Source organism: Streptomyces sp. JLBG701 (assembly GCF_058544905.1).
Genome location: NZ_CM178588.1, coordinates 7,926,938 through 7,950,585, shown reverse-complemented (window position 1 = coordinate 7,950,585; position 23,648 = coordinate 7,926,938). Strand labels below are relative to the sequence as shown.

Sequence of the window (23,648 nt, the reverse complement as noted above, 5' to 3'; positions counted from 1 at the left end):
CACCCCCACCGCACTCGACCTAGGTCAGCCCCGCCGCGCGCGCCCGTTCCACCGCCGGGCCGATCGCCTTGGCGACCGCTTCCACGTCCGCCTCCGTGGAGGTGTGACCGAGGGAGAAGCGGAGGGTGCCGCGGGCCAGGTCCGGGTCCGTGCCGGTGGCGAGGAGGACGTGGCTGGGCTGGGCGACGCCGGCCGTGCAGGCCGAGCCGGTCGAGCACTCGATGCCCTGGGCGTCGAGCAGGAGGAGCAGGGAGTCGCCCTCGCAGCCCGGGAAAGTGAAGTGGGCGTTGGCCGGGAGGCGGTCCGCCGGGTCGCCGCCCAGGATCGCGTCCGGAACCGCCGTACGGACCGCCTCGACCAGGCTGTCGCGCAGGGCGCCGATCTCCCGCGCGAACCACTCGCGCTGCTCGGCGGCGAGTCGGCCCGCGACCGCGAAGGAGGCGATGGCCGGGACGTCGAGGGTGCCGGAGCGGACGTGGCGCTCCTGGCCGCCGCCGTGCAGGACGGGTACGGGGGTGTACTCGCGGCCCAGCAGCAGCGCGCCGATGCCGTACGGGCCGCCGATCTTGTGGCCGGAGACCGCCATCGCGGCGAGCCCGGAGGCGGCGAAGTCGACGGGGACCTGGCCGAAGGCCTGGACGGCGTCGGCGTGCAGGGGGATGTCGAACTCCCGTGCCACGTCGGCGAGTTCACGGACCGGGAACACCGTGCCGATCTCGTTGTTGGCCCACATCACGGTGGCCAGGGCCACGTCGTCGGGGTTGCGGGCGATGGCCTCGCGCAGGGCCTCGGGGTGGACGCGGCCGTAGGAGTCGACGGGGAGGTACTCGACCGTGGCGCCCTCGTGTTCGCCGAGCCAGTGGACGGCGTCCAGGACCGCGTGGTGCTCTACGGGGCTGGCCAGGACGCGGGTGCGCGCCGGGTCGGCGTCGCGGCGGGACCAGTACAGGCCCTTGACCGCGAGGTTGTCGGCCTCGGTGCCGCCGGAGGTGAAGACGACCTCGCTGGGGCGGGCGCGGAGCGCTTCCGCGAGGGTTTCACGGGCCTCTTCAACGGTTCGCCTCGCGCGGCGGCCGGCTGCGTGGAGGGCGGAGGCATTGCCGGTGATGCCCAGGTGCGCGGTGAGTGCCTCGACCGCCTCGGGGAGCATCGGCGTGGTCGCGGCGTGGTCGAGGTATGCCATGGTGACGCCGATTCTACGGGGGCACAGCGTTGGCTAAGCAGTTGGTTCGCCGCGGGCCCGGTGGGGGCTGGTCGCGCAGTTCCCCGCGCCCCTTAGGCATGCTGGTGCGCAGCCCAGTTTCCAGTACCGCTCAGAAGCTCCACGAGATCGTGCTGTCCGCCTGCATGAACGCCGCCAACACCAGGAAGTCGGCTACACCCAGGGCCAGGCCCAGGTAGGCGCGGCCTCGGCGGGCCGTTCCGCGCCAGAGGGCCACCGCTGCCAGCACGATGGCGATCGGGCCCAGGAAGACGTTGAGGACGAGGAGGCCCACCAGGCCGAGGATGAAGGACGCTACGGCCATGCCGTCGGCGTCGCGTGTGCGGGTTCGGCTGGTGGCCGATGCGGTGAGTTGCATGCTGAATGAGCTCCCTGGTCAGTTGGCGGACGCGTGCCGGCGGTCGTGGCGCTCGCGGAGCGCGAAGATGCCGAGCCAGACGGCGATGACGGCCGCGGCGACGATCGTGAAGGTGAACGGCGCGTGGGCGACGGTGCCCATGACCACACCCAGCAGCAGGAGTGCAAAGACGAGGAACAGCATGAGATGGATCCCCCTCCGAGATGCCTCTCGTTACGTTTCGGTGAACGGTTGTAGTTACAGATGTTCACTGACTCTTGAGTCTAGCGCGTCCCTCGGCTTTCCAATTACAGAGAACAGTTGTTAACTGCATGGCATGAGTCACACCCTCGGCATCCGGCAGGCACAGAAGCAGAGGACCCGACAGGCGTTCCTGGACGCGGCGTTGGAGCTGCTGGAGGAGCAGAGCCTGAGCAGTCTGGGTCTGCGCGAGGTCACCCGGGCCGTCGGCGTCGCCCCCACCGCCTTCTACCGGCACTTCCGTTCCACGGCCGACCTGGGTGTCGCGCTGGTCGAGGAGGCGCTGGGCAGCCTGCATCCGATGATCCGGATGACGGTGTCCTCCTCGGAGGGCAGCGAGGAACGCATCGTCCGTGCCGTCGAGTTGATCACCGACCATGTGCGGACACACCCCGCCCACGTCCGCTTCATCGCCCGCGAGCGCAGCGGCGGCGTCCAGCCGGTGCGGGAGGCCATCCGCGACCAACTGGCCCGGTTCACCGAGGAGGTGAAGGCCGAGCTGGTCAAGGACCCCCAGTCGCAGGGGTGGACCGACGACGACGTACTGATGCTCGCCGGCCTCTACGTCGACCAGATGCTGATGACCGCCTCGTTGTTCCTGGAAGCGCTGGAGGCGCCGGAAGCGGAGCGCGAGCGCGTGGCCCAGGTCGCGACCCGGCAGATGCGGCTGATCAGCATCGGCCGCAGGCACTGGCTCGACTGACGTACCCGGCCCGGGCGTACGGACCCGGACCTACGAACACACAGGGGCGGCGCGCCCGTTCACCGAGCGCGCCGCCCCTGTCGTACGAGAGCCGTGGGTCAGCTCTTCGTCGCCGCCGCCGTCGGTGCACCGGAGGGGGCTCCGCTCGGCTGGCCGCCGCCCATGCCGCCACCACAGCCGCCCTGCCCCCCGCCGGGACCACCACCCTGGCCGCCGCCGGGGCCGCCCGACGGCATGCCCGAGGGGTTGCCGGAGGGGGCGCCGGACGGGGCCGCCCCCGTCGGTGCACCGGAGGGGGCTCCGCTCGGCATGCCGGACGCGTTGCCGGTCGGCATGCCGGAGGGCGCCGCACAGCTCTCCTGCGAGGAGGTGCCGGTGTTCGTGGACGACGAGGCGTCCGAATCGCCGCAGGCGACGAGCAGCAGCGGCGACACGGCGAGGAGGGCCACGGCGGGGACGAGACGCACACGGTTCATGAGAAACAACTCCAGGTCAGATGAGGGAGTTCTGAGGAGGGAACTCAATCAACGGCACTTAGGCCTTCGTTGAGCACCCACTGTTCCCCGCCTGTCAATCAGGCAAAGAGGATCTCAAGAAAACGCTCTGACCAGGGACTTTCACATGCGCACTCTGCCTACTCGCTGGTACAAGCCCGTGACAGAAAGGGCCGTCGCGGCCCCTTCCCGCCCTAACCGAGCCTTACGCGGGCGAGTTGGCGGGACTGGGCGACCAACCGGTCGGCGCTGTCCCAGACTTCGGCGTCCTCCTCCAGGAAGCCGCCGGCGAGGTTGCGGGTGGTGATGGAGACCCGGAGCGGGCCGGGGGCCGGGCGGCAGCGGACGTGGACGGTGAGTTCGACCGTGGGGACCCAGCCCTTGAGGCCGATCTCGAAGGCGGTCGGGGGCAGCGCGTCCACGGCGAGGAGCAGCGAGAGGGGGTCCGCATCGCGGCCGTCGGCCAGGCCGAACCAGGCCCTCATCTCGCCCCTGCCGGACGGCGATCCGAGCGCCCAGCCCAGGGTCGAGGGGTCGAGCTTGAGCATCAGCCGGTCGACGATGGCCGAGCTGCCGGAGACCGGGGCGGGCCCGTCCTGGGGGCCGAAGCACTGGTCCATGGGCGGGATCGCGGGCGGCTTGGCGGTCGTACGGACGTCGTCGGGGAGCGTGCCGAGGTCGCCGTAGGAGGCGAGGACGCGGATGCGTTCGACTTCGCGGCCCTGGTCGTCGTACTGGAAGAGCGAGGCCTGGCCGGTCGACAGGGTGCGGCCGGTGCGGACGACGTCCGTGCGGACGACCGCGGGGCCCGGCTGGGACGCGGTCAGGTAGTGCGCGGAGATCGTGAACGGGTCGCTGTGCGGCAGGGCTTCCGCGAGGGCGCGGCCGAGGACGGCCAGCAGGTAGCCGCCGTTGACGGCGCTGAGGATGGTCCAGCCGGCGGAGAGGTCGATGTCGTAGACGCCGGGTTCGCGCGCGGTGAGTGCGGTGTCGCGGTCGAACTCGCTGTCGCCGATCGTGGCTCGCGTGGCCGGTGCGGAGGCTGCTTCTGGCATGTCTGCACGGTACAACAAGAGAATACTAAGCGGTAGCTTTGGCCGTTGCGGCCATGTGAACACCCGGCCGACTCCGCAGGTGAGACCCCGGCAATTTCTCGGTAAGTGTCCGCACTCGTCCGTAAACCCGGGGCACCCGCATCCCCTCTGTAGGGACATGAGCCTCACCGGGACGCCGTTCCTCTACACCCTGATCGCGCTGTCCGTCGTCGCGGTCGTGCTGCCGCTCATCCTGTGGTCCCGGATGCGGGGGCCCAGCGCCCTGCGAGCGGCGGCCCGGGTGCTGATGCTGCTGTTCGCCCAGGGCACGGCCGTCGCCCTGGTCTTCGTGCTGGTCAACAACCAGAACAATCTCTACGACAACTGGGCCGACCTCCTCGGCACGGGCGACCACGTCCAGCAGGCCGCCGATCTGGGGGCCGACGGCACCGGCGGCATCGCGCTCAGGCAACTGCCCAGGGTCACGCAGAGATTCACCTCGGCCGGGATCGACGATGTGCGCGTCACCCAGCTCAAGGGGCGGGTGTCGGGCGTGAACGCCGAGGTCTACGTCTGGCTGCCGCCGCAGTACGACCAACCCGCCTACCGGCACCACAAGTTCCCCGTCGTGGAACTGCTGTCGGGCTATCCGGGCTCGGCGAAGGCCTGGTTCGGGTCGCTGCACGCCGAGGAGCAGCTGCGTCCGCTCGTGCGCGACGGCCAGATCGCGCCGTTCATCCTGGTCGCCCCGCGCACCAACCTGCTGGCCGGGGTGGACACGGGCTGCGCCAACATCCCGGGCACGGTCAACGCCGACACCTGGCTCAGCCTGGACGTACCGAAGATGGTCATGGACAACTTCCGGGCCCAGGCGGCGCCCGGGGGCTGGGCCGTCGCCGGATACTCGGCGGGCGCGCACTGCGCGGTCAAGCTGGCCGTCGCCCATCCCGACCGGTACCGGGCCGCGGTCAGCCTGTCCGGCTACAACGACCCGATCAGCGAACGCAATTCGCTGCCCGCGCAGAACCCGCGCCTGCGGGCCGAGAACAACCCGTACCTGCTGCTCCGCGCTGCCCGCACCCCGCCCCGGGTCGCGCTCTATCTCTCCGGCCAGCCGCGCGACGGCTACGAGGCCGCCCTCGCCCTCCACCAGAGCGCGAAGGCGCCGACGACCGTGCACGTGGTGTTCGTGCCGCTCAGCGCGGGCGGCCACACGATGGCGCTGTGGCGGCCCCAGGTGGTCCCGGCGTTCCGCTGGCTCACCGAGGAGATGGGCCAGGCTCATGGTCGTAGCGGACGTAGTGCGGGTGTCACTCCTCTCGTACCGTCGACCGGCGGTTCCACGCGCGCGGCGCTCGCCAGTGGAACCGCATCGCGAGCAGCCGCAGGGCGAAGGCGGTGATGACGGCGAGCCCGCTGGTGAACGCGTTCAGCGCGTCGTAGCGGATGCACAGGACGGCCAGGGTGGCGCCGACGATCGCCGGGACCGCGTACAGGTCGCGGTCCCAGCGCAGCAGGGACGGCACCTCGTTGGCGAGTACGTCCCGCAGGACGCCGCCGCCGACCGCGGTGGCGAGGCCGAGGGCCGCCGAAGAGGTGAGGCCGAGCCCGAAGTCGTACGCCTTCACCGTGCCGGTGACGCAGAACAGACCGAGGCCCGCCGCGTCGAAGACGTTGACCCCGACCTGGATGCGCTCCACCTGCGGGTGGAGGAAGAAGACGAGGAGGGCGGCGAACAGCGGGGTGACGAAGTACCCCAGGTCCGTGAAGGCGGCCGGCGGGACGGCGCCGATGATCAGGTCCCGGAACAGCCCCCCGCCCAGCGCGGTCACCTCGGCGAGGACGGCGATGCCGAAGACGTCGAAGTTCTTGCGGACGGCCAGCAGGGCGCCGGAGATCGCGAACACGAAGATCCCGATCAGGTCGAGCGTGTGCTGGACGGTGGGGCTGAACAGTTGCTGGAGCACCCGACAGTTCTACCCGTGAGGGCAGCTCGCTGGACGGCACGGAAGGGCCCCGGCGACCTGGCTCACGGTCACCGGAGCCCTTCCGTGCCCAACAGGCCCTACTTCTCGGCGTTTTTCACGGCATCCGCCACATCGGTCGGCGTCGCGGCCGCAGCCGCCTCTTTCGCCACCGACAGCAACACCGTGTCCTGCGGCGCCTGGTCCGCCGCGTTCTCGGGGTGGTGGCAGGCGACCTGCTGACCCGGCTTCAGCTCCAGCAGCGGCGGCTCGGTCGTCCTGCAGATCTCCGTCGCCTTCCAGCACCGCGTGTGGAAGCGGCAGCCGCTCGGCGGCGCGATCGGCGAGGGCACGTCGCCCTTGAGCAGGATGCGCTCGCTCTTGGCACCCCGGCGCTTGGGATCGGGCACCGGCACCGCGGACATCAGCGCCTTGGTGTACGGGTGCATCGGGGCCGCGTACAGCGAGTTGCGGTCGGCGAGTTCGACGATCTTGCCGAGGTACATCACCGCGATGCGGTCCGAGACATGGCGGACGACGGAGAGGTCGTGCGCGATGATCACGTACGTCAGGCCGAGCTCCTTCTGGAGGTCGTCCATCAGGTTGACCACCTGGGCCTGGATGGAGACGTCCAGCGCGGAGACCGGCTCGTCCGCGACGACCAGCTTCGGCTTCAGGGCGAGCGCGCGGGCGATGCCGATGCGCTGACGCTGGCCGCCGGAGAACTCGTGCGGGTAGCGGTTGTAGTGCTCGGGGCTCAGGCCCACCAGCTCAAGCAGCCGCTGGACCTCCTTCTTCACCCCGCCCTCGGGCTCCACGCCCTGGAGCCGGAAGGGCGCCGAGACGATGGAGCCGATGGTGTGCCGGGGGTTCAGGGAGCCGTACGGGTCCTGGAAGATCATCTGGATGTCCCGCCGCAGCGGACGCATCCCGGCGGTGCTCAGCCGCGTGATGTCCTGGCCCTCGAAGTGGATCGAGCCGCCCGTCGGGTCCTGGAGCCGGGTGATGACCCGCCCCATGGTCGACTTGCCGCAGCCCGACTCGCCGACCACGCCCAGGGTCTCGCCCTTGCGCACCTCGAAGTCGATGCCGTCGACGGCCTTCACGGCGGCGACCGTGCGCTGGAGGATCCCCTTCTTGATGGGGAAGTGCTTCTTCAGCCCCTCGACCTTGAGCAGCACCTCGCGCTTCTCGCGCTCCTCGGGCGAGGACGCCTGCTCCGGGACTGCCGCGGCGGCGGTGTCTTTCTTCGTCTCACTCACAGCTTCGGCGCAATCTCTTCGGTCCAGATCCGCGTACGGTCCTCGGGCGAGAGGTGACAGGCGGACCAGTGTCCGCCGCCGACCTGCTGCAACTCCGGGCGCACGGTGCGGGTGACGTCGCCCTTGGGGACGTCCGCGTACGGGCAGCGCGGGTGGAAGGCGCAGCCCGAGGGGACGTTGATGAGGCTCGGCGGCTGGCCCTTGACCGGGATGAGCCGGTCCGAGGTCTCGCGGTCGATGCGGGGCATCGAGCCGAGCAGACCCCAGGTGTAGGGGTGCTGCGGCTTCTCGAAGATCTCGTCGACCGGGCCGCGCTCCACGCACCGGCCGCCGTACATCACCAGGACGTCGTCGGCGATCTCGGCGACCACACCCAGGTCGTGGGTGATGAGGACGACCGCGGAGCCGAACTCCTTCTGCAGGTCCCGGATCAGGTCGAGTATCTGCGCCTGGACGGTCACGTCCAGGGCGGTGGTCGGCTCGTCCGCGATGAGCAGCTCGGGGTTGTTGACCAGCGCCATCGCGATCATCGCGCGCTGGCGCATACCGCCGGAGAACTCGTGCGGATAGCCGTCGACACGCTTGGCGGGCTCGGGGATGCCGACCCGGTCGAGCATCTCGATGGCCCGCGTGCGGGCGACCTTCTTGCTGACGTCGTTGTGGACCCGGTAGGCCTCCACGATCTGGTTGCCGATCGTGTAGTACGGGTGCATCGCGGACAGCGGGTCCTGGAAGATCATCGCCATCTCGCGGCCGCGCAGCCTGCGCACCTCGTCCGGGTCGGCGGAGACCAGTTCCTTGCCGTCGAGCCAGATCTCGCCGGACATCTCGACGTGCTTGCCCTGCGCGCCCAGCCGGTGCAGGCCCATGATCGCCAGCGAGGTGACGGACTTGCCGGAGCCGGACTCACCGACGATGGAGAGGGTCTTGCCCTTCTCCAACTCGAAGCTGAGCCCGTCGACGGACTTGACCAGGCCGTCGTCGGTCGGGAAGTGCACCTTGAGGTCGCGTACGGCGAGGAAGGCGTCCGGCGCGTCGGAGGGGGCCTTCACAGGCTCGCCCACGGCGGCTCCGGTCTTGGAGAGTTCGGTCACGAGAGCCTCACCCGCGGGTCGGCGGTGGCGTAGAGCAGGTCCACCAGAAGATTTGCGATCACGACGAAGAGGGCGGCGAGCAGGGTGACACCGAGGATCTTGGGCAGATCGTTGTCGGTGATGCCCTGTACCGCGTACTGGCCGATGCCGGGCAGCGAGAACACGCTCTCGGTGATCACGGCTCCGCCGAGCAGCAGACCGAGGTCCATGCCGAAGATGGTGATGATCGGCGTCAGCGCGGCCCGCAGCCCGTGCCGCACCACGACCTTGCGCTCACGCAGGCCCTTGGCGCGTGCCGTACGGATGTAGTCCTCGTTCATCGTCTCCAGCATGCCCGAGCGGGTGAGCCGCGCGTAGATGGCGGAGTACAGCAGGGCGAGCGAACACCACGCCGGGAAGAGCGTGTTGGCCCACTGCGCGGGGTTCTCGGTGAAGGGGACGTAGGTGCGGCCGAAGATCGGCCACTGGAAGGTGAAGAGCAGCAGTGCGAGGTTGCCCGTGAAGAACATGGGCAGCGAGACGCCGGCCAGCGCGATGCCCATGAAGGTGCGGTCGAGGAACGAGCGCGGCTTGAGCGCGGAGACCACACCGGCCGTGACACCGGACACCAGCCAGAGCACGGCGGCACCAGCGGCCAGCGAGACCGTCACCGGAATGCGGGAGGTCAGCTCCGGCCAGACCGCCTGGTGGGTCTTGAAGGAGTAGCCGAAGCAGGGCGCGTCGCAGTGCGCCGTGGTGGGGCCGAGGTCATAGGTGGCTCCGACCACGATCCCCTTGATGAAGTGCCAGAACTGGACGTAGAGGGGCTGGTCCAGTCCCAGGTTGTGCTTGACCGCGGCGATGTCGGCCGCCGACGGGTTCTTCCCGATGTACTGCTGGGCCAGCGAGTCTGCGGTCTGACCGGCGAACCGCGGCAGCACGAAGAAGATGGCGAAGGTGACCGCGGTGACGACCAGGAGCAGGATCACTGCCGCGGCCATCCGGCGGAGGATGTACGAGATCACGGGGACCGGCGCTGGTGCCCGCGGGCCGCGAAGCCCGCGGGCACCAATGCCTTCACCTGCCTTCCGGGGCTACTTCTTGGTCGTGCCGATGTTGAGGTAGTCGTACTCACCGCTGAAGGCCGACGTGGAGACCAGGTTGGTGAAGCCGGCCGGGCGGTACAGCAGGACCTTGAAGTAGGTCAGCGGAACGAGGGCCGCCTCCTCCATGACCTTCTTGTCGACCTCGGTGTACATGGCGTCACGCGCGGCCTTGTCCTCGGTGCCGATCGCCTTCTCCAGCGTCGAGTTGACGTCGGCGTTGTCGAGCTGCGACAGGTTGGTGTTGCCGGAGGCACCGATCGCGTCACCGTGCAGGATCTGCTGCAGGAAGCCGTAGCCGGACGGCCAGTCGGCACCCCACTGCATCATCATCAGACCGATGTTGTTCTTCTTGTCGAACTCGGGGACACCCGCGTTGTCGGTGAAGTACTTGCCCGACGGGTACTGCTTCAGGGTGGCGTTGATCCCGGCGGCCTTCAGCGAGTTGATGATCGCGGTGGCCGCGTCGATCTCCGCCGGGCGGTCGCTGCGCGCGGAGATGTTCGTGGTGATCGACGTCTTGCCGCAGGCCGTCAGCTGCTCCTTGGCCTTGGCCACGTCGCCCTTGTTGCCGGTGGTGGCGTAGACGTCCGCCTTCTCGTAGCCGGGGATGTCCGGCGGGAGGACGGTGGTGGCGATGTCACCGCGGATCGGGCCACCCTCGGCGGTCTGCACCGAGACCTTGTCTATCGCGTACTCGACTGCCTTGCGGCAGGCGACGTTGTCGAACGGCGCGAGCTTGGTGTTGATCGCCATGTAGACGAGACGGCCACCGTAGGCGTTGTCGGTGTTGGCCTTCAGGTCGGCGGAGTTGATCACCTTCGCCTGCGTCGCGGCCTGGACACCCGTACCGCCGAGGTCGAGAGCGTCACCGGCCATGACGTCCTGGTCGATGGTCTCGGCGTTGATCTTCAGCTTGACGACGATCTTGTCCGGGTACTGCTTGCGCAGCGGGTCGGTCGACGCGTCCCAGTTCTCGTTGCGGACGAGGACGACCTGCTTGCCCTCCTCGTAGCTCTGGAACTTGTACGAGCCCGAGGACACGATGTTCTTGACGTAGTCGACGCCGGTGTCCTTGGCCTGCGGCACCGGAGCCGTCTGCGGATTCGCGGCCAGGTAGTCGAACTCCTGGAAGGCGCGGTTGAGGTGGAAGACGATCGTCGTGTCGTCCGGCGTCTCGATGGACGCAAGGCCGTCGGCACTCTTGTCCTTGTAGGGACCCTTGTACTTGTCGCCGCCCTCGAGGAACTGCTGGAAGTAGTTCGGGCCGAGGGAGAGCACGTCACGCGCGAAGTTGGAGCGCTCGACGGCGTACTTCACGTCCTTCGACGTGATCGCCGTGCCGTCCTGGTACTTCAGGCCCGAACGCAGCTTGTACGTCCAGGTCTTGCCGCCGTCACTCGACTCACCGGGGGCTGCGGCGAGGTCCGGGACCAGCTCGTTGCCCTTGTCGCCCGCGCCGGGCTTGAAGGTCATCAGCGGGCGGGCGTACAGCCGGCTGAAGTTGATCATGTACGCGTAGTACGTGTTGCCCGGGTCGAAGGAGTCCGGGACGTCGGAGTACTCGTAGGTGACCGTCCCGCCCTTGTGGGTCGAGGCGTTGACGATGTCCTTGGTCGCTGCGTTGGCCCCAGCTGACTTGGTCTCGTCGTTCGTGTTGTCATCGGCTTTGCTGCAACCCGCAAGCAGCAGGCTCACAGTGCCGATGGCCGCAACCGCGGCCAGCGCTGACCTTCGCATGATGGTCTGCTTCCCCTCCATAGTTGGAAACTTGATGGACCCTCGACGCGGCCGCATGTCAGCGGCTGCGCGGGTCGAGAGCGTCACGGAGACCGTCGCCGAGCAGGTTGAACGCCAGCACGGTGACGAAGATCGCGAGTCCGGGCACGATCAGGAACTGCGGATCGACCTCGTAGTAGGTGACCGCCTCACTGATCATCCCGCCCCAGGACGCCTGCGGGGGCTGGATGCCGACGCCCAGGAAGCTCAGGCTGGCCTCGAACAGGATGTTGGTCGGGATGAGCAGCGTCGAGTAGACGATGATCGGGCCGACCAGGTTCGGGAGCAGCTCGCGGAAGAGGATGTACGGCCCCTTCGCGCCCATGCCCCGAGAGGCGTCGACGAACTCGCGCTCGCGCAGGGCCAGGGTCTGGCCGCGAACAATTCGCCCGAGATATGGCCAGTTGAAGAAACCAATGATGAAGATGAGCACGCTGATGTGCAGGGGAAGACCTTCGAGGCCGAACGCGCCGCCCTGCAGTGTCGCCGAGATGGCGATGGCGAACAGCAGCAGCGGGAAGGCGAGGAAGGTGTCCATCAGACGGCTGATGATCGTGTCCACCCGCCCCCCGTAGTAACCGGCCACCACACCGAGGACCGTGCCGATCACGTTGGACAGGATCGTGGCCCCGAACGCGACGACCAGCGAGACCCAGGAGCCCTCCAGGATGCGGGTCGCGATGTCGCGCCCGAACTTGGGCTCGACGCCGAGCGGGTGGTCCCAGCTCATCCCGCCGAAGTCGCCGGTGGGCAGCGAGGTGTTGGGGTCGATCAGGTCCTGGTTGAAGGCGTTGGGGTCGAGGCCGAACAGAGCCTGGATGGGGCGGGAGAGGATCGCCAGCAGGATCAGCACGATCACGATGACGCCGCCCGCGACGGCGACTCTGTCCTTCTTGAACCGGGTCCAGGCGATCTGCCCCAGGGAACGGCCTTCGATCTTCGCCTTGTCGACGCCGGCGAGCACAGCCTCCGGCTGCACCTCGCCTGCCGCCCCCGTGGTTTCGATCGGTGCGGTCACAGTGACCCGACCCCTCTCGCCGGTGGTGACCGGCCTACGCCCGCCGCTGTGTGCGGCTTTGGTTCACTTGCGGGCCGGATGCCGGCCGCAGATGGTGCGGCCGTTGACCCGGCGTTTGCTTCGACTTGTCGACTTGTCTTCACGCACGAGGCCGATGACCCCGCGTCTGAGTCGGGAGTCTTCAGCTTCGTCGCGATCACCCGCCAGACTTGGCGGCGAAAGTATGCGCAACCGTGATGCAGTCCTGGGGATTCCGTTATCCGAACAGCGGGTAACGCCTCTCGGACGCGGCACGGTTGGGACAGAACGGCAGTTCGCCGACGATCGTGACCTTACGCCGTTATCTACGCGCGAAGAAGTGTGTCAGGGAAGTAAATTCTTCGGCGGACCGGTAAACGGGGTGGGCGGCGCTCAGTATCCGCCGTGGGCCGGCGGGAAGCCGTACCCGGCGGCCGGGGCCTGCGCCGGCGCCTGGACCGGGGCCGCGTGGGCCTCACGGTCGTAGAAGGGACGGGCGCCCGCGCGCATCCACATCGCGACCGGGTCGTACTCATCGGACATCGCGACCGTCGACACCGGCAGCCCGTCCGGGACCGCGCCGATGGACTGCTGCATCATCGCGCGCACCGAGTCGACGGCCGGCGGGCTGGTGTCGTACACGTCGAGACCGATGGCGAGGTACGGCGCCCCGAGCGCCGGCTGCACCCAGGCGCGGCGCAGTGCGCGCACGGCCGGGGTGCGGTGGGCGTTGTGCGTGAGCAGGGCGTAGAACTGCGGGACCTCGATGGCCGGTTCGGACAGCCGCAGCGGGCCGGCCGGCTGGCGCTCCAGGCCGGTGGCGATGCGGCGCAGGTCCAGCCAGGGGATGCCGAGGCCGCCGCCGGGGGCGTGCGGGTTGAGCCAGAGGCCGAAGTGGTCGGGGTAGAGGGTGCGGGCCACGTCCACTCCGTCGACGACTTCGTAGGAGCGGTTCCAGCCGCTGGCGGAGAGTTCCTGGGCGGAGGTGACGCATGGGGCGTAGCCGAAGCCGTCGACCTCCATGTTTCCGTACTGGGCGTCCGGGGATCCTGCCTGGCCGTGCCACAGGAGCATCCAGATCTGGCCGGAGGAAGGGGTCGCGAGCGCGCGGAGCAGCGCCTCGTAGGCGTCGTAGCGCCCGGGCGTCACTTGGCGCAGCATGTGCTCGACCTGCCCGGTCGCGATGCCGCTGGCGCTCACCTGTACCGCCCCTTCGATTGTCTGCCCCGGATATGAAACCAGCTTAAGCGCCCAATCGCCCGGGGCCGGTTGTTCGTCGGCGAGTGCGGGTTCGCTGTGGCTGGTCGCGCAGTTCCCCGCGCCCCTAGGTGGGTTAGACCTGCGCCTGGTAGAAGGGGCGGACCTTCTCCCTCAGCCAGTCCGCTACCGGGTCCTGGGCTACGTCCATCAGGACCAGGTTGACCTGCCACTTCACCGGGGCCTGGCCTAGCGCCCTGCCCAGTGCTTCCAGCGGCAACGCCCTGATGTCGCCCTCCCACTGGGAGAGTTCGACTCCTACGAACATCACCGGATCCGCCGTCTCGATCGCCGCCAGGCAGCGGCGGGCCGTCGCCACCACGCCGATCCGGGCGAACTCGGCGGAGGCGGCGGACAGGAAGTCGACCGGGTCGTCCTGCCAGTCCGGTTCGAAGAGGCGGACGCGGGCGCCGGTCGTGCGGCCGAGGCGGCACAGTTCGGCGACGGCTTGCGGGGGCAGCGGTACGCCGACCAGGCCGTCGGGGTTCACGGCGATGCCGACCTGCGGGGGCAGGCCGCGGGCGAACTCCACGGCCGGCGCGATGGTGTACGACATGTGGGAGCCGACGACCTGGCGGAACTGCTCCTCGGAGCTGAAGACGGGTACGTAGGGCTGGCCGTCGATCTGCGTCGTGGGCAGGTCCAGCGGGCCGCTGTGCGGACCGCCGCCGCCGGGCAGCGGCACCCAGACGAAGCTGCGCCCGAGCACCTCGATGATCCGGCCGCCGGCACCTGGGATGCCGAGGGACGCCGACAGGACCTCCTCCAGTTCGTTGCCCGGCCAGCCGCCGTGCGGGTGTGGGTGTGCCTGTGCCGGGAAGTCCGCGGGAAATTCCGCCGGGAAGTCCATCTGCCTACCGCCTGCTCAAGTACCTGCTGTGGCTGGAAAGGCTAGCGGGTGCGGACGTACGACCGACCGGTCTACGGCCACTCAGCCCGTGAAGCCGATGCGGCGCAGCACGTTGGCCGCGTCCCGGTCGAGCAGGACCGCCGAGCCGCAGCCCTGGGGCAGGTCGCCCTGTTCCACCGAGCGGATCAGCCGGCCGGCGGCCGTGCGGTGGCGCAGGAAGGCGTACCGCGAGACACCGCGGCCGCGCTCGCGCTGGCCGGCGAGGGCGGTCTTCGGGGTGACGTCGAGGAGGAGAAGGTGCAGCGTGCCGCCCCGGCGGCGGGCCTCGCGGGCCAGCCAACCGCGCACCCAGGCCTGCGTACCGCAGTCGTGGACGACGACTCCGGAGTCGGAGCGCAGGGCGCGGTGGAGTCCGTAGTAATGGGCGAGGCGGACCAGGGGGCGGTAGATCGCGTAGGGCAGGAAGCGGGGGGTTCGCTCGTCCCAGCGGTCGCGGGTGTCCTGGGAGTCGATCCGCATGCCCTTGACCGTGCGCCGCATCAGCGTGGACTTGCCGCTGCCGGGCAGGCCGGTGATCACGACCAGGTCGCGGGGGTTGAAGAGCAGGGCGTGCGGGCTGTGGCCCGCTCGGTCGCGCAGGTCTCGGACGACGGGCGCCGGGCACGCGCCCGAGGCCTCCCGGGCCGGGGCCGTGCGCTGCTCGGGCAGCGCGAGGGCCGAGGTGGTCGCGTACGCCGTGGTCCTGTTCACCGTGATCGTCCTCCCCTGGGGTACGGGAGTCCCCATCCCCGTCGAGTGTAAAGAGAAGGTAATCCGAGGTCTCTCGTGTTTTCGTTCTTGTCCTGCCACAGCCCGGTTACAAAGAGCGGTGTTAAAAGCCGGTCTGCCACGAACCGGCGAGCCGTGCAATGATGTGCGCGCCAACTGCATACCGGCCGCTTGAATCCGCGCGGGAGAGTCCCCAGCAGTGCTTCGCTGGGGCGCCGAAGGAGCAAGTCCCTCCCTTGAATCTCTCAGGCCCCGTTACCGCGCGGGCGAGGCACATCTGAAAAGCGGGCCGCTGTCGCAGTGGCCCCACCCAAGGTGCAACCCGTGATCCCTCGTGGTCACGGCGAACCTCTCAGGTTCCGATGACAGATGGGGAGGAACGACCTCGCCGTCATGCCCTGGGAGCACTACCGATGAGCAGTAGCCCTACCCGTCGTACCGCACTCGATGCCCTGCATCGTGAGCTCGGCGCGACGATGACCGATTTCGCCGGCTGGGACATGCCCCTGCGCTACGGCTCCGAGCGCGACGAACATGTCGCGGTGCGTACCCGTGCCGGTCTCTTCGACCTCTCCCACATGGGCGAGATCACCGTCACCGGCCCGCAGGCGGCGGAGTTCCTGAACTTCGCCCTGGTCGGCAACATCGCCTCCGTGGGCGTCGGCCGCGCCCGCTACACCATGATCTGCCAGGCCGACGGGGGCATCCTCGACGACCTGATCGTCTACCGGCTGGCCGAGACCGAAGCCGGGTCTTCTCACTACATGGTCGTGGCCAACGCCGGCAACGCGCAGATCGTGCTGGACGCCCTGGTGGAGCGGGTCATCGGCTTCGACGCCGTCGTCCGCGACGACCGGGACGCCTACGCCCTCCTCGCCGTGCAGGGGCCCGAGTCCCCCGGCATCCTCAAGTCGCTCACCGACGCCGACCTGGACGGCCTGAAGTACTACGCGGGCCTGCCCGGCACCGTCGCCGGCGTCCCCGCGCTGATCGCCCGCACCGGTTACACCGGCGAGGACGGCTTCGAGCTGTTCGTGGCCCCCGCCGACGCCGAGAAGCTGTGGCAGGCGCTGACCGAGGCGGGCGCGCCCGTCGGTCTGGTTCCCTGCGGCCTCTCCTGCCGGGACACGCTGCGCCTGGAGGCGGGCATGCCGCTGTACGGGCACGAGTTGACGACCTCCCTGACTCCCTTCGACGCCGGGCTCGGCCGGGTGGTGAAGTTCGAGAAGGAGGGCGACTTCGTGGGGCGCGAGGCCCTTGAGGAGGCGGCCTCCCGCGCTCAGGAGAACCCGCCGCGCGTCCTGGTCGGCCTGATCGCCGAGGGCCGCCGTGTCCCGCGCGCCGGGTACCCCGTCGTCGCCGACGGCCGGGTGATCGGCGAGGTCACCTCCGGCGCCCCCTCCCCCACCCTCGGCAAGCCGATCGCGATGGCGTACGTCGACGCCGCGCACTCGGTGCCGGGCAGCGCCGGTGTCGGTGTGGACATCCGGGGCAGCCACGAGCCGTACGAGGTCGTGGCGCTGCCGTTCTACAAGCGCCAGAAGTAGCCACCCCAAGCGGTCGGTGCGTGACCCTGCGCACATTTTCGCTGTTCACGCACGTCTCCAGCAGTCCCCCATTCACCAGCACTCCCCCGCGTACAGGAGAATTCAGGCCATGAGCAACCCCCAGCAGCTGCGCTACAGCAAGGAGCACGAGTGGCTGTCGGTCGCCGAGGACGGCGTCTCGACGGTCGGCATCACCGAGTTCGCGGCCAACGCGCTCGGCGATGTCGTCTACGCCCAGCTCCCGGAGGTCGGTTCCACGGTGACCGCGGGTGAGTCCTGCGGCGAACTGGAGTCGACGAAGTCGGTAAGCGACCTGTACTCCCCGGTCGACGGCGAGGTCACCGAGATCAACGAGGACGTGGTCAACGACCCGTCGCTGGTCAACTCGGCCCCCTTCGAGGGCGGCTGGCTGTTCAAGGTACGCGCCACGGAGGAGCCGTCCGACCTGCTCTCCGCCGACGAGTACACCGCCTTTTCCGCCGGCTGAGGAGTCCTACGCCTGATGTCCGTTCTGAACACGTCCCTGCACGAGCTCGACCCGGAGATCGCCGCCGCGGTCGACGCCGAGCTGAACCGCCAGCAGTCCACCCTCGAAATGATCGCCTCCGAGAACTTCGCGCCGGTCGCGGTCATGGAGGCGCAGGGCTCGGTCCTCACCAACAAGTACGCCGAGGGCTACCCCGGCCGCCGCTACTACGGCGGCTGCGAGCACGTCGATGTCGCCGAGCAGATCGCGATCGACCGGGTCAAGGAGCTGTTCGGCGCCGAGTACGCCAACGTCCAGCCCCACTCGGGCGCCTCGGCCAACCAGGCCGCGCTGTTCGCGCTGGCCAAGCCCGGCGACACCATCCTCGGGCTCGACCTCGCGCACGGCGGTCACCTCACCCACGGGATGCGGCTGAACTTCTCCGGGAAGCAGTTCGACGTGGTCGCCTACCACGTCGACGACGCCGGTCTGGTCGACATGGCCGAGGTGGAGCGGCTCGCCAAGGAGCACCGGCCGAAGGTGATCATCGCGGGCTGGTCGGCGTACCCGCGCCGGCTGGACTTCGCCGAGTTCCGCCGTATCGCGGACGAGGTCGAGGCGTACCTGTGGGTCGACATGGCGCACTTCGCCGGCCTGGTCGCGGCGGGGCTGCACCCGAACCCGGTGCCGTTCGCGGACGTGGTCACCTCCACGACCCACAAGACGCTGGGCGGCCCGCGCGGCGGCATCATCCTCGCCAAGAAGGACTTCGCAAAGAAGCTGAACTCCTCCGTCTTCCCGGGCTTCCAGGGCGGCCCGCTGGAGCATGTGATCGCGGCCAAGGCGGTCTCCTTCAAGGTCGCGGCGAGCGAGGACTTCAAGGAGCGTCAGCGGCGTACGGTGGAGGGCGCACGCATCCTCGCCGAGCGCCTGACGGCCGCCGACGCCCGCGAGGCCGGCGTCAACGTCCTGTCCGGCGGCACGGATGTGCACCTGATCCTGGTCGACCTGCGCGAGTCCGAACTGGACGGGCAGCAGGCCGAGGACCGCCTCCACGAGGTCGGCATCACGGTCAACCGCAACGCCGTCCCGAACGACCCGCGCCCGCCAATGGTCACCTCGGGCCTGCGGATCGGCACGCCGGCCCTGGCGACCCGAGGCTTCACGGCCGAGGACTTCACCGAGGTCGCGGACGTCATCGCGGAGACGCTCAAGCAGTCGTACGACGTGGAAAGCCTGAAGGCCCGGGTCAAGGCCCTCGCCGACAAGCACCCGCTGTACCCCGGTCTGAACAAGTAGTTCCCAGGTGGGGGCACCCGACGACGTGTGCCCCCACCCTCTCAGGAGGAGTTCCCGTGGCCATCTCGGTCTTCGATCTGTTCTCGGTCGGCATCGGCCCGTCGAGCTCCCACACGGTCGGCCCGATGCGCGCGGCCCGCATGTTCGCCCGCCGCCTGCGCAACGAGAGCCTGCTCGACTCCGTCGCCTCCGTCCGCTCCGAGCTCTACGGCTCCCTGGGCGCGACCGGCCACGGCCACGGCACCCCGAAGGCCGTCCTGCTCGGCCTGGAGGGCGCCTCGCCCCGGACGGTGGACGTGGAGGGCGCGGACGAACGGGTGGAGTCGATCAGGTCGGGCGGCCGCATCCGGCTGCTCGGCGAGCACGAGATCCCGTTCTCCTACGACGACGACCTGGTCCTGCACCGCCGTAAGACGCTCCCGTACCACGCGAACGGCATGACGATCTGGGCGTACGACGCGCAGGGCGCCGAACTCCTGTCGAAGACGTACTACTCGGTGGGCGGCGGGTTCGTCGTCGACGAGGACGCCGTGGGCGCGGACCGCATCGTGCTCGACGACACGGTGCTGAAGTACCCCTTCCGCACCGGCGACGAGCTGCTGCGCCTGACGCAGGACACGGGCCTGTCCATCTCCTCGCTGATGCTGGAGAACGAGCGGGCCTGGCGGACCGAGGAGGAGATCCGTGCGGGTCTGCTGGAGATCTGGCGGGTGATGCGGGCGTGCGTGTCGCGCGGCATGTCCCGCGAGGGCATCCTGCCGGGCGGGCTGCGGGTCAAACGCAGGGCCGCCGTCACGGCCCGCCAACTCCGGGCGGAGGGCGACCCGTTGGCGCACGCGATGGAGTGGATCACGCTCTACGCGATGGCGGTGAACGAGGAGAACGCGGCGGGGGGGCGGGTGGTCACGGCCCCGACCAACGGCGCGGCTGGCATCATCCCGGCAGTCCTGCACTACTACATCAACTTCGTGCCCGGCGCCGACGAGGACGGGGTGGTCCGCTTCCTGCTCGCCGCCGGCGCGATCGGCATGCTCTTCAAGGAGAACGCCTCCATCTCCGGCGCCGAGGTCGGCTGCCAGGGCGAGGTCGGCTCGGCCTGCTCGATGGCTGCGGGGGCGCTGGCGGAGGTGCTCGGCGGATCTCCCGAACAAGTCGAGAACGCCGCCGAGATCGGCATGGAACACAACCTCGGCCTCACCTGCGACCCGGTCGGCGGCCTCGTCCAGATCCCGTGCATCGAGCGCAACGGCATGGCCGCGGTGAAGGCGGTCACCGCGGCGAAGATGGCGATGCGGGGCGACGGCTCGCACAAGGTGTCCCTCGACAAGGTCATCAAGACCATGAAGGAGACCGGGGCCGACATGAGCGTCAAGTACAAGGAGACGGCCCGGGGTGGGCTCGCGGTGAACATCATCGAGTGCTGAGAAAGTAGGCCCTGACCAGCGCGTTCTTGTCTTTCAGCGCTCTCAGGGCCTTCCCTGCTTGCGCGGCGGAAAGTCCCTGGAAACTCCCAGGGACAGTCGTGAAAGTCCCTGAAAAGTCCCTGGGAAATCCCACGGGGCAGGAGCCTGACCTGGGGTTTCGTGACAACCTCGATCACTGCTCCTCTTCGCCCAAGGCGCCGACAGTCGGCAGGATGTATCAAATCGATCCCCTGAGATAGCCAGAGGGGTACCATTCGATACATGAGTGCTGTGGAGAACTCGCGCCTGGAGCAACGGCTGACCAACCTCTCCCCCACGTTCACGACGGCGCAGGCACGTCAGGTCCTGCTCTCCCCCCGTGATCTGGCGTCCTTGGTCGCGGCGGGAGAGATAGACGAACTGTCCCGGGGGGTCTACCGGCGGGCAGACGCACCGGAGACCGCGCACGCAGATCTGCTTGCTGTGTGCGCACGGGCTCCGCGTGCCGTCGTATGCGGTGAGTCCGCCCTGGCCCTGCATGAACTCATCGACGACATCCCTGCAGCGGTACACATCGCCGTGCCGCGCGGTACACGCCGCCCCACAATTTCCTACCCGCCGACCGTAGTGGCGCAATACGCCCCGACGACCTTCGCCCTCGGCGTCGAACAATTCGAGGCAGCTCCGGGAGAGACCGTCCCCGTGTACAACGCCGCCCGCAGCGTCGTCGACGCGATGCGCCACCGCAACCGTATCGGCGAGACCCTCGCCCTGTCCGCGCTCGGCCGCTATCTGCGCCGAGGCAAACGCAGCGATGTCGGCGAACTCCAGGAAGTCGCACGCGAGTTGGGTGCTCTCTCCGTCATCCGCCCTGCCGTTGAGGCGGTGCTCGCCTGATGGCCAACCCCACGCGTGACACCACCGCCGGCCGCGTCTACAACGACCTGCGCAACCTGGCCCGCCGCACCAGCCGGTCCACGGACGAGATCATGGTCGAGTACGTCCTCGAACGCTTCCTCTACCGCTTGGCCGCATCGCCCCTCGGCCGGGAACACTTCGTCCTCAAGGGCGGCCTGCTCCTCGCCCAGTTCGGCGCACGCCGGATGACCCGCGACATCGACATCCTCGGCCGCTCCTTCCCAGGCACCGAAACCGAGATCATCCACAGGATCGCGGCCATCGCCACTACCGAGATCGACGACGGAGTCGTATTCGATCCCGCGACGCTCAAGACCGTGTCCATCCGCGAGGAGGACGAGTACCACGGTCTACGCCTGTCCATGGCCGCCTCCATCGCCCGAGCACGACTCAAGCTCCAACTGGACGTCAGCTTCGGCGACCCCGTCACCCCCGGCCCCCGGACCATCGACTACCCACAGCAGCTCACGGCGGAGAGCTTCCAGATCCTCGGCTACCCACTCGCCACCGTCATCGCCGAAAAACTCTCCACCGCTGTCTCCCTCGGCGACCTCAACACCCGCGACCGCGACTACGGCGACCTCTACCGCCTACTCACCCTCAACGACCTCGACGGCCAGGAACTCACCACGGCGCTGACCGCCACTGCCACACACCGCGGCATCACCCTGAAACCCCTCAGCACCACCATCAGTGACCTCGGCGAGCGTCGCCAGGCCTCGTACACCGCCTGGCGTCGTCGGCAGGGCCCGGCTGCAACTGGCTACCCCGAACGCTTCATTGACGTCGTCCGGCAGGTCGTCGCCTTCGCAGACACGCTCCTCCACGGCGATGCCGCCACCCGCACATGGAGCGCAGCAACCCTCACATGGTCATGACCCGAGGTTGGCCAGCCGCCCAAGCCTTCGGGATTCGAACCCGAGACCTACGCATTACGAAGGCCTGCATGATCATCCCGGGTCGTGCTGGGCACTACCACGAGATCCCCTTTTGCCAGGTCAGAGAGGTGCTGCCGAACTCCGCACTGGTGCCCAGTCCACCACGTGCCGCCTTGTCCGCTCACGCAGGCGGGCGCGGCTCTCGCCGACCCAGGATCTCCGCGACAGTGCCATCGGTCCCTCCCGCACGTCCGGTGCCAGGCACGTGCGAGCGTCGGCTGCTCCTCCAGCAGCCACTCAGGCCATGGCGGAGCGCATCCAGTCCGCCTTGATTCCGTCACCCGACCGCCGTGATCTGCCCGTCCGCCTCCCTCAGCCTGCCCTGGCGGCGCAGTTCGTCGATGTCGGAGTCCAGGAAGCCACGGATGTCCCGGCCCTGGCTTGACGCAGATCGGACCTGCCCATACCAAATGCACAGGTCAACTCCGTGATCAGTAGCGGCCGACATAGTCGTGAAGTACAAGGAGACGGCCCGGGGCGGGCTCGCGGTGAACATCATCGAGTGCTGAGGGAGACGGCCCTGGCCTGGTTCTTCGGTGTCCTGCGTGGCCGCGTCCAGGCTCCCTCCACTCCTGCTGGATCGGGCTGCCCCACACTCTCGGCGACATCACCGGGAAGGGGTACCGCATGCCGGACTCAGGCATAGTCAGGACGCGTCATGGTGTCGAGGTGGCGGCCGATCCGAAGGCCGTGTACGAGCTGATCGCGGCGGCGGAGGGGTGGCCGCACGTCTTTCCTCCCACGGTGCACGTGGAGCGGCTCGACGGGGACAGCCGTTCGGAGCGGCTGAAGATCTGGGCGTTCGCCAACGGGGAGGTGCGTTCCTGGACCTCGCGGCGTGAACTGGACCCCGCCGCACTGCGGGTGACGTTCCGTCAGGAAGTCTCGTCGGCACCGGTGGCGTCGATGGGCGGGGAGTGGATCGTCGAGGCGGCCCCCGGCGGTTCCAGCGTCGTGCTGCTGCACGACTTCACGGTCGTCGACGACGACCCGGGGGCGCGGGAGTGGGTGCAGCGGGCCGTCGACACCAACAGCGCGGCCGAGCTCGCCGCGCTGAAGTCCGCCGCCGAGTCCCTGGGTGCCGAGCCCCGGGCGTTGTTGTCGTTCGCCGACCATGTGGACATCGCCGGGCCGGCCGAGGCCGTGTACGACTTCCTGTGGCGGGCCGACCTGTGGGAGGAGCGGCTGCCGCACGTCAGCCGACTCGTGCTCACCGAGCCCGGCGAGGATCTGCAGACGGTGGAGATGGACACCCGGGCCGCCGACGGTTCCGTACACACCACGAAATCGGTGCGCGTCGGCTGCGGGCCGGACCGGCTCGTGTACAAGCAGACCCGGGTGCCCCCGCTGATGAGCGCGCACACCGGCCGCTGGGTCGTGGAGCCGACCGGGGACGGAGTGCGCGCCTCCTCGCACCACACCGTCGTCCTGCGTCCCGACCGGGTGCGGGAGTTGCTGGGCGCGGACGCCACGCTGGACAGCGCGCGGGATCTCGTACGCAACGCGCTCGGCGGGAACAGCACGGCCACGCTGACGCTGGCGAAGCAGGCCGCTGAACGGGCCGCGGCTCACTGACCGCGCCGAACGCGAGGGGCGGGCCCCGGAGGACTCCGGGGCCCGCCCCTCGCGTTCGGGTCAGGAGCTTCAGGCCCGCGAGAGCTCCGTGTTGACCAGTTCGACGAAGGCTCGCGGCGTCTCGGCGCGGTCCAGCTCCTCGTCCGGCAGGGACACCCGGTATTCGCGGGTGATGCGGCTCGCGACCTCCAGCAGGGCGAGCGAGTCGTAGCCCAGGTCCGTGAACGACACGTCGGCGATGTCACCGCTCAGATCGACCGCTTCGTCCTCGCCGGCCGACTCGCGCAGGATGCGGGTCAGGTCGTCGAGGCTCAGTGCCGTGGTCCCGTTGGCGCTCATGGGAAGTTCCTTCCTGTCGT

At 69.1% G+C, this 23,648-nt stretch carries 24 protein-coding genes and 2 riboswitches; of the genes, 9 read left to right on the top strand and 15 right to left on the bottom strand.

Features of this window, described 5'->3' with window-relative positions; all coding sequences use genetic code 11:
• Positions 1–19: 19 nt before the first annotated feature.
• The 3 genes from AC5DRG_RS36825 to AC5DRG_RS36815 all read right to left on the bottom strand — a co-directional run bounded on the left by AC5DRG_RS36825 (position 20) and on the right by AC5DRG_RS36815 (position 1,763).
• Entirely contained in the window at positions 20–1,183 is a 1,164-nt protein-coding gene (locus AC5DRG_RS36825) for a cysteine desulfurase family protein (protein ID WP_491803999.1), read from the bottom strand.
• Between the two features lie 130 nt (positions 1,184–1,313).
• A complete protein-coding gene (locus AC5DRG_RS36820) occupies positions 1,314–1,580 on the bottom strand; it encodes a DUF4190 domain-containing protein (protein WP_491803998.1) in 267 nt (88 codons plus the stop codon).
• 18 nt (positions 1,581–1,598) lie between these two features.
• Complete coding sequence (locus AC5DRG_RS36815) at positions 1,599–1,763, bottom strand: hypothetical protein (RefSeq protein ID WP_491803997.1); 165 nt, start codon at positions 1,761–1,763, stop codon at positions 1,599–1,601.
• 133 nt (positions 1,764–1,896) lie between these two features.
• Here AC5DRG_RS36815 and AC5DRG_RS36810 point away from each other — a divergent pair, with 133 nt between their 5' ends.
• Entirely contained in the window at positions 1,897–2,523 is a 627-nt protein-coding gene (locus tag AC5DRG_RS36810) for a TetR family transcriptional regulator (protein WP_491803996.1), read from the top strand.
• 98 nt (positions 2,524–2,621) lie between these two features.
• On the opposite strand, the gene AC5DRG_RS36805 is transcribed toward AC5DRG_RS36810, so the two are convergent.
• Positions 2,622–2,999: a hypothetical protein gene (locus tag AC5DRG_RS36805; RefSeq protein WP_491803995.1), complete on the bottom strand. Its 378-nt coding sequence runs from the start codon at positions 2,997–2,999 to the stop codon at positions 2,622–2,624.
• A 212-nt stretch (positions 3,000–3,211) separates the two neighbouring features.
• Positions 3,212–4,072, bottom strand: a complete 861-nt coding sequence (locus tag AC5DRG_RS36800; RefSeq protein WP_491803994.1) for a thioesterase family protein — start codon at positions 4,070–4,072, stop codon at positions 3,212–3,214.
• Positions 4,073–4,229: 157 nt separating this feature from the next.
• On the opposite strand from AC5DRG_RS36800, the gene AC5DRG_RS36795 reads away from it, so the two are divergent.
• Positions 4,230–5,453, top strand: a complete 1,224-nt coding sequence (locus tag AC5DRG_RS36795; RefSeq protein WP_491803993.1) for an alpha/beta hydrolase — start codon at positions 4,230–4,232, stop codon at positions 5,451–5,453.
• On the opposite strand, the gene AC5DRG_RS36790 is transcribed toward AC5DRG_RS36795, so the two are convergent.
• From AC5DRG_RS36790 to AC5DRG_RS36750, 9 genes are all read right to left on the bottom strand, one after another.
• Positions 5,362–6,018: a trimeric intracellular cation channel family protein gene (locus tag AC5DRG_RS36790; protein ID WP_491803991.1), complete on the bottom strand. Its 657-nt coding sequence runs from the start codon at positions 6,016–6,018 to the stop codon at positions 5,362–5,364. The genes AC5DRG_RS36795 and AC5DRG_RS36790 overlap by 92 nt on opposite strands.
• 98 nt (positions 6,019–6,116) lie before the next feature.
• On the bottom strand, positions 6,117–7,277 hold the full coding sequence (locus tag AC5DRG_RS36785) for an ABC transporter ATP-binding protein (RefSeq protein ID WP_491803989.1): 1,161 nt from the start codon (positions 7,275–7,277) through the stop codon (positions 6,117–6,119).
• Positions 7,274–8,371, bottom strand: coding sequence for an ABC transporter ATP-binding protein (locus tag AC5DRG_RS36780; protein WP_491803988.1), 1,098 nt, complete (start codon positions 8,369–8,371; stop codon positions 7,274–7,276). Before AC5DRG_RS36780 ends, AC5DRG_RS36785 begins: the two co-directional genes overlap by 4 nt.
• Positions 8,368–9,375, bottom strand: a complete 1,008-nt coding sequence (locus AC5DRG_RS36775; protein WP_491803987.1) for an ABC transporter permease — start codon at positions 9,373–9,375, stop codon at positions 8,368–8,370. Before AC5DRG_RS36775 ends, AC5DRG_RS36780 begins: the two co-directional genes overlap by 4 nt.
• A gap of 69 nt (positions 9,376–9,444) precedes the next feature.
• Positions 9,445–11,193: an ABC transporter substrate-binding protein gene (locus tag AC5DRG_RS36770; protein WP_491803986.1), complete on the bottom strand. Its 1,749-nt coding sequence runs from the start codon at positions 11,191–11,193 to the stop codon at positions 9,445–9,447.
• A gap of 58 nt (positions 11,194–11,251) precedes the next feature.
• Positions 11,252–12,250, bottom strand: coding sequence for an ABC transporter permease (locus AC5DRG_RS36765; protein WP_491803985.1), 999 nt, complete (start codon positions 12,248–12,250; stop codon positions 11,252–11,254).
• A 411-nt stretch (positions 12,251–12,661) separates the two neighbouring features.
• Positions 12,662–13,468: an enhanced serine sensitivity protein SseB C-terminal domain-containing protein gene (locus AC5DRG_RS36760; RefSeq protein WP_491803983.1), complete on the bottom strand. Its 807-nt coding sequence runs from the start codon at positions 13,466–13,468 to the stop codon at positions 12,662–12,664.
• Positions 13,469–13,601: 133 nt separating this feature from the next.
• Entirely contained in the window at positions 13,602–14,375 is a 774-nt protein-coding gene (locus AC5DRG_RS36755) for an enhanced serine sensitivity protein SseB (protein ID WP_491803981.1), read from the bottom strand.
• Between the two features lie 81 nt (positions 14,376–14,456).
• A complete protein-coding gene (locus AC5DRG_RS36750; RefSeq protein ID WP_491813257.1) occupies positions 14,457–15,131 on the bottom strand; it encodes an AAA family ATPase in 675 nt (224 codons plus the stop codon).
• A gap of 184 nt (positions 15,132–15,315) precedes the next feature.
• Positions 15,316–15,414: riboswitch (glycine riboswitch) on the top strand.
• Positions 15,415–15,522: riboswitch (glycine riboswitch) on the top strand.
• Between the two features lie 34 nt (positions 15,523–15,556).
• Here AC5DRG_RS36750 and gcvT point away from each other — a divergent pair.
• The 7 genes from gcvT to AC5DRG_RS36715 all read left to right on the top strand — a co-directional run bounded on the left by gcvT (position 15,557) and on the right by AC5DRG_RS36715 (position 23,289).
• On the top strand, positions 15,557–16,690 hold the full coding sequence (gcvT, locus tag AC5DRG_RS36745) for a glycine cleavage system aminomethyltransferase GcvT (RefSeq protein ID WP_491803980.1): 1,134 nt from the start codon (positions 15,557–15,559) through the stop codon (positions 16,688–16,690).
• 109 nt (positions 16,691–16,799) lie between these two features.
• Entirely contained in the window at positions 16,800–17,177 is a 378-nt protein-coding gene (gene gcvH, locus AC5DRG_RS36740) for a glycine cleavage system protein GcvH (protein ID WP_491803979.1), read from the top strand.
• A 15-nt stretch (positions 17,178–17,192) separates the two neighbouring features.
• Positions 17,193–18,455: a serine hydroxymethyltransferase gene (gene glyA / locus AC5DRG_RS36735; RefSeq protein ID WP_491803978.1), complete on the top strand. Its 1,263-nt coding sequence runs from the start codon at positions 17,193–17,195 to the stop codon at positions 18,453–18,455.
• 56 nt (positions 18,456–18,511) lie between these two features.
• On the top strand, positions 18,512–19,879 hold the full coding sequence (locus AC5DRG_RS36730; RefSeq protein ID WP_491803977.1) for an L-serine ammonia-lyase: 1,368 nt from the start codon (positions 18,512–18,514) through the stop codon (positions 19,877–19,879).
• Positions 19,880–20,140: 261 nt separating this feature from the next.
• Positions 20,141–20,755 carry a type IV toxin-antitoxin system AbiEi family antitoxin domain-containing protein gene (locus tag AC5DRG_RS36725; protein ID WP_491803975.1) on the top strand — a complete coding sequence of 205 codons (615 nt, stop codon included), beginning with the start codon at positions 20,141–20,143 and terminating at the stop codon, positions 20,753–20,755.
• Positions 20,755–21,654, top strand: coding sequence for a nucleotidyl transferase AbiEii/AbiGii toxin family protein (locus tag AC5DRG_RS36720; protein ID WP_491803974.1), 900 nt, complete (start codon positions 20,755–20,757; stop codon positions 21,652–21,654). Before AC5DRG_RS36725 ends, AC5DRG_RS36720 begins: the two co-directional genes overlap by 1 nt.
• 687 nt (positions 21,655–22,341) lie before the next feature.
• Complete coding sequence (locus AC5DRG_RS36715; protein WP_491803973.1) at positions 22,342–23,289, top strand: aromatase/cyclase; 948 nt, start codon at positions 22,342–22,344, stop codon at positions 23,287–23,289.
• Between the two features lie 69 nt (positions 23,290–23,358).
• Here the strand turns inward: AC5DRG_RS36715 and AC5DRG_RS36710 are convergent, their stop codons facing one another.
• Positions 23,359–23,628, bottom strand: coding sequence for an acyl carrier protein (locus AC5DRG_RS36710; RefSeq protein ID WP_491803972.1), 270 nt, complete (start codon positions 23,626–23,628; stop codon positions 23,359–23,361).
• Positions 23,629–23,648: the final 20 nt, after the last annotated feature.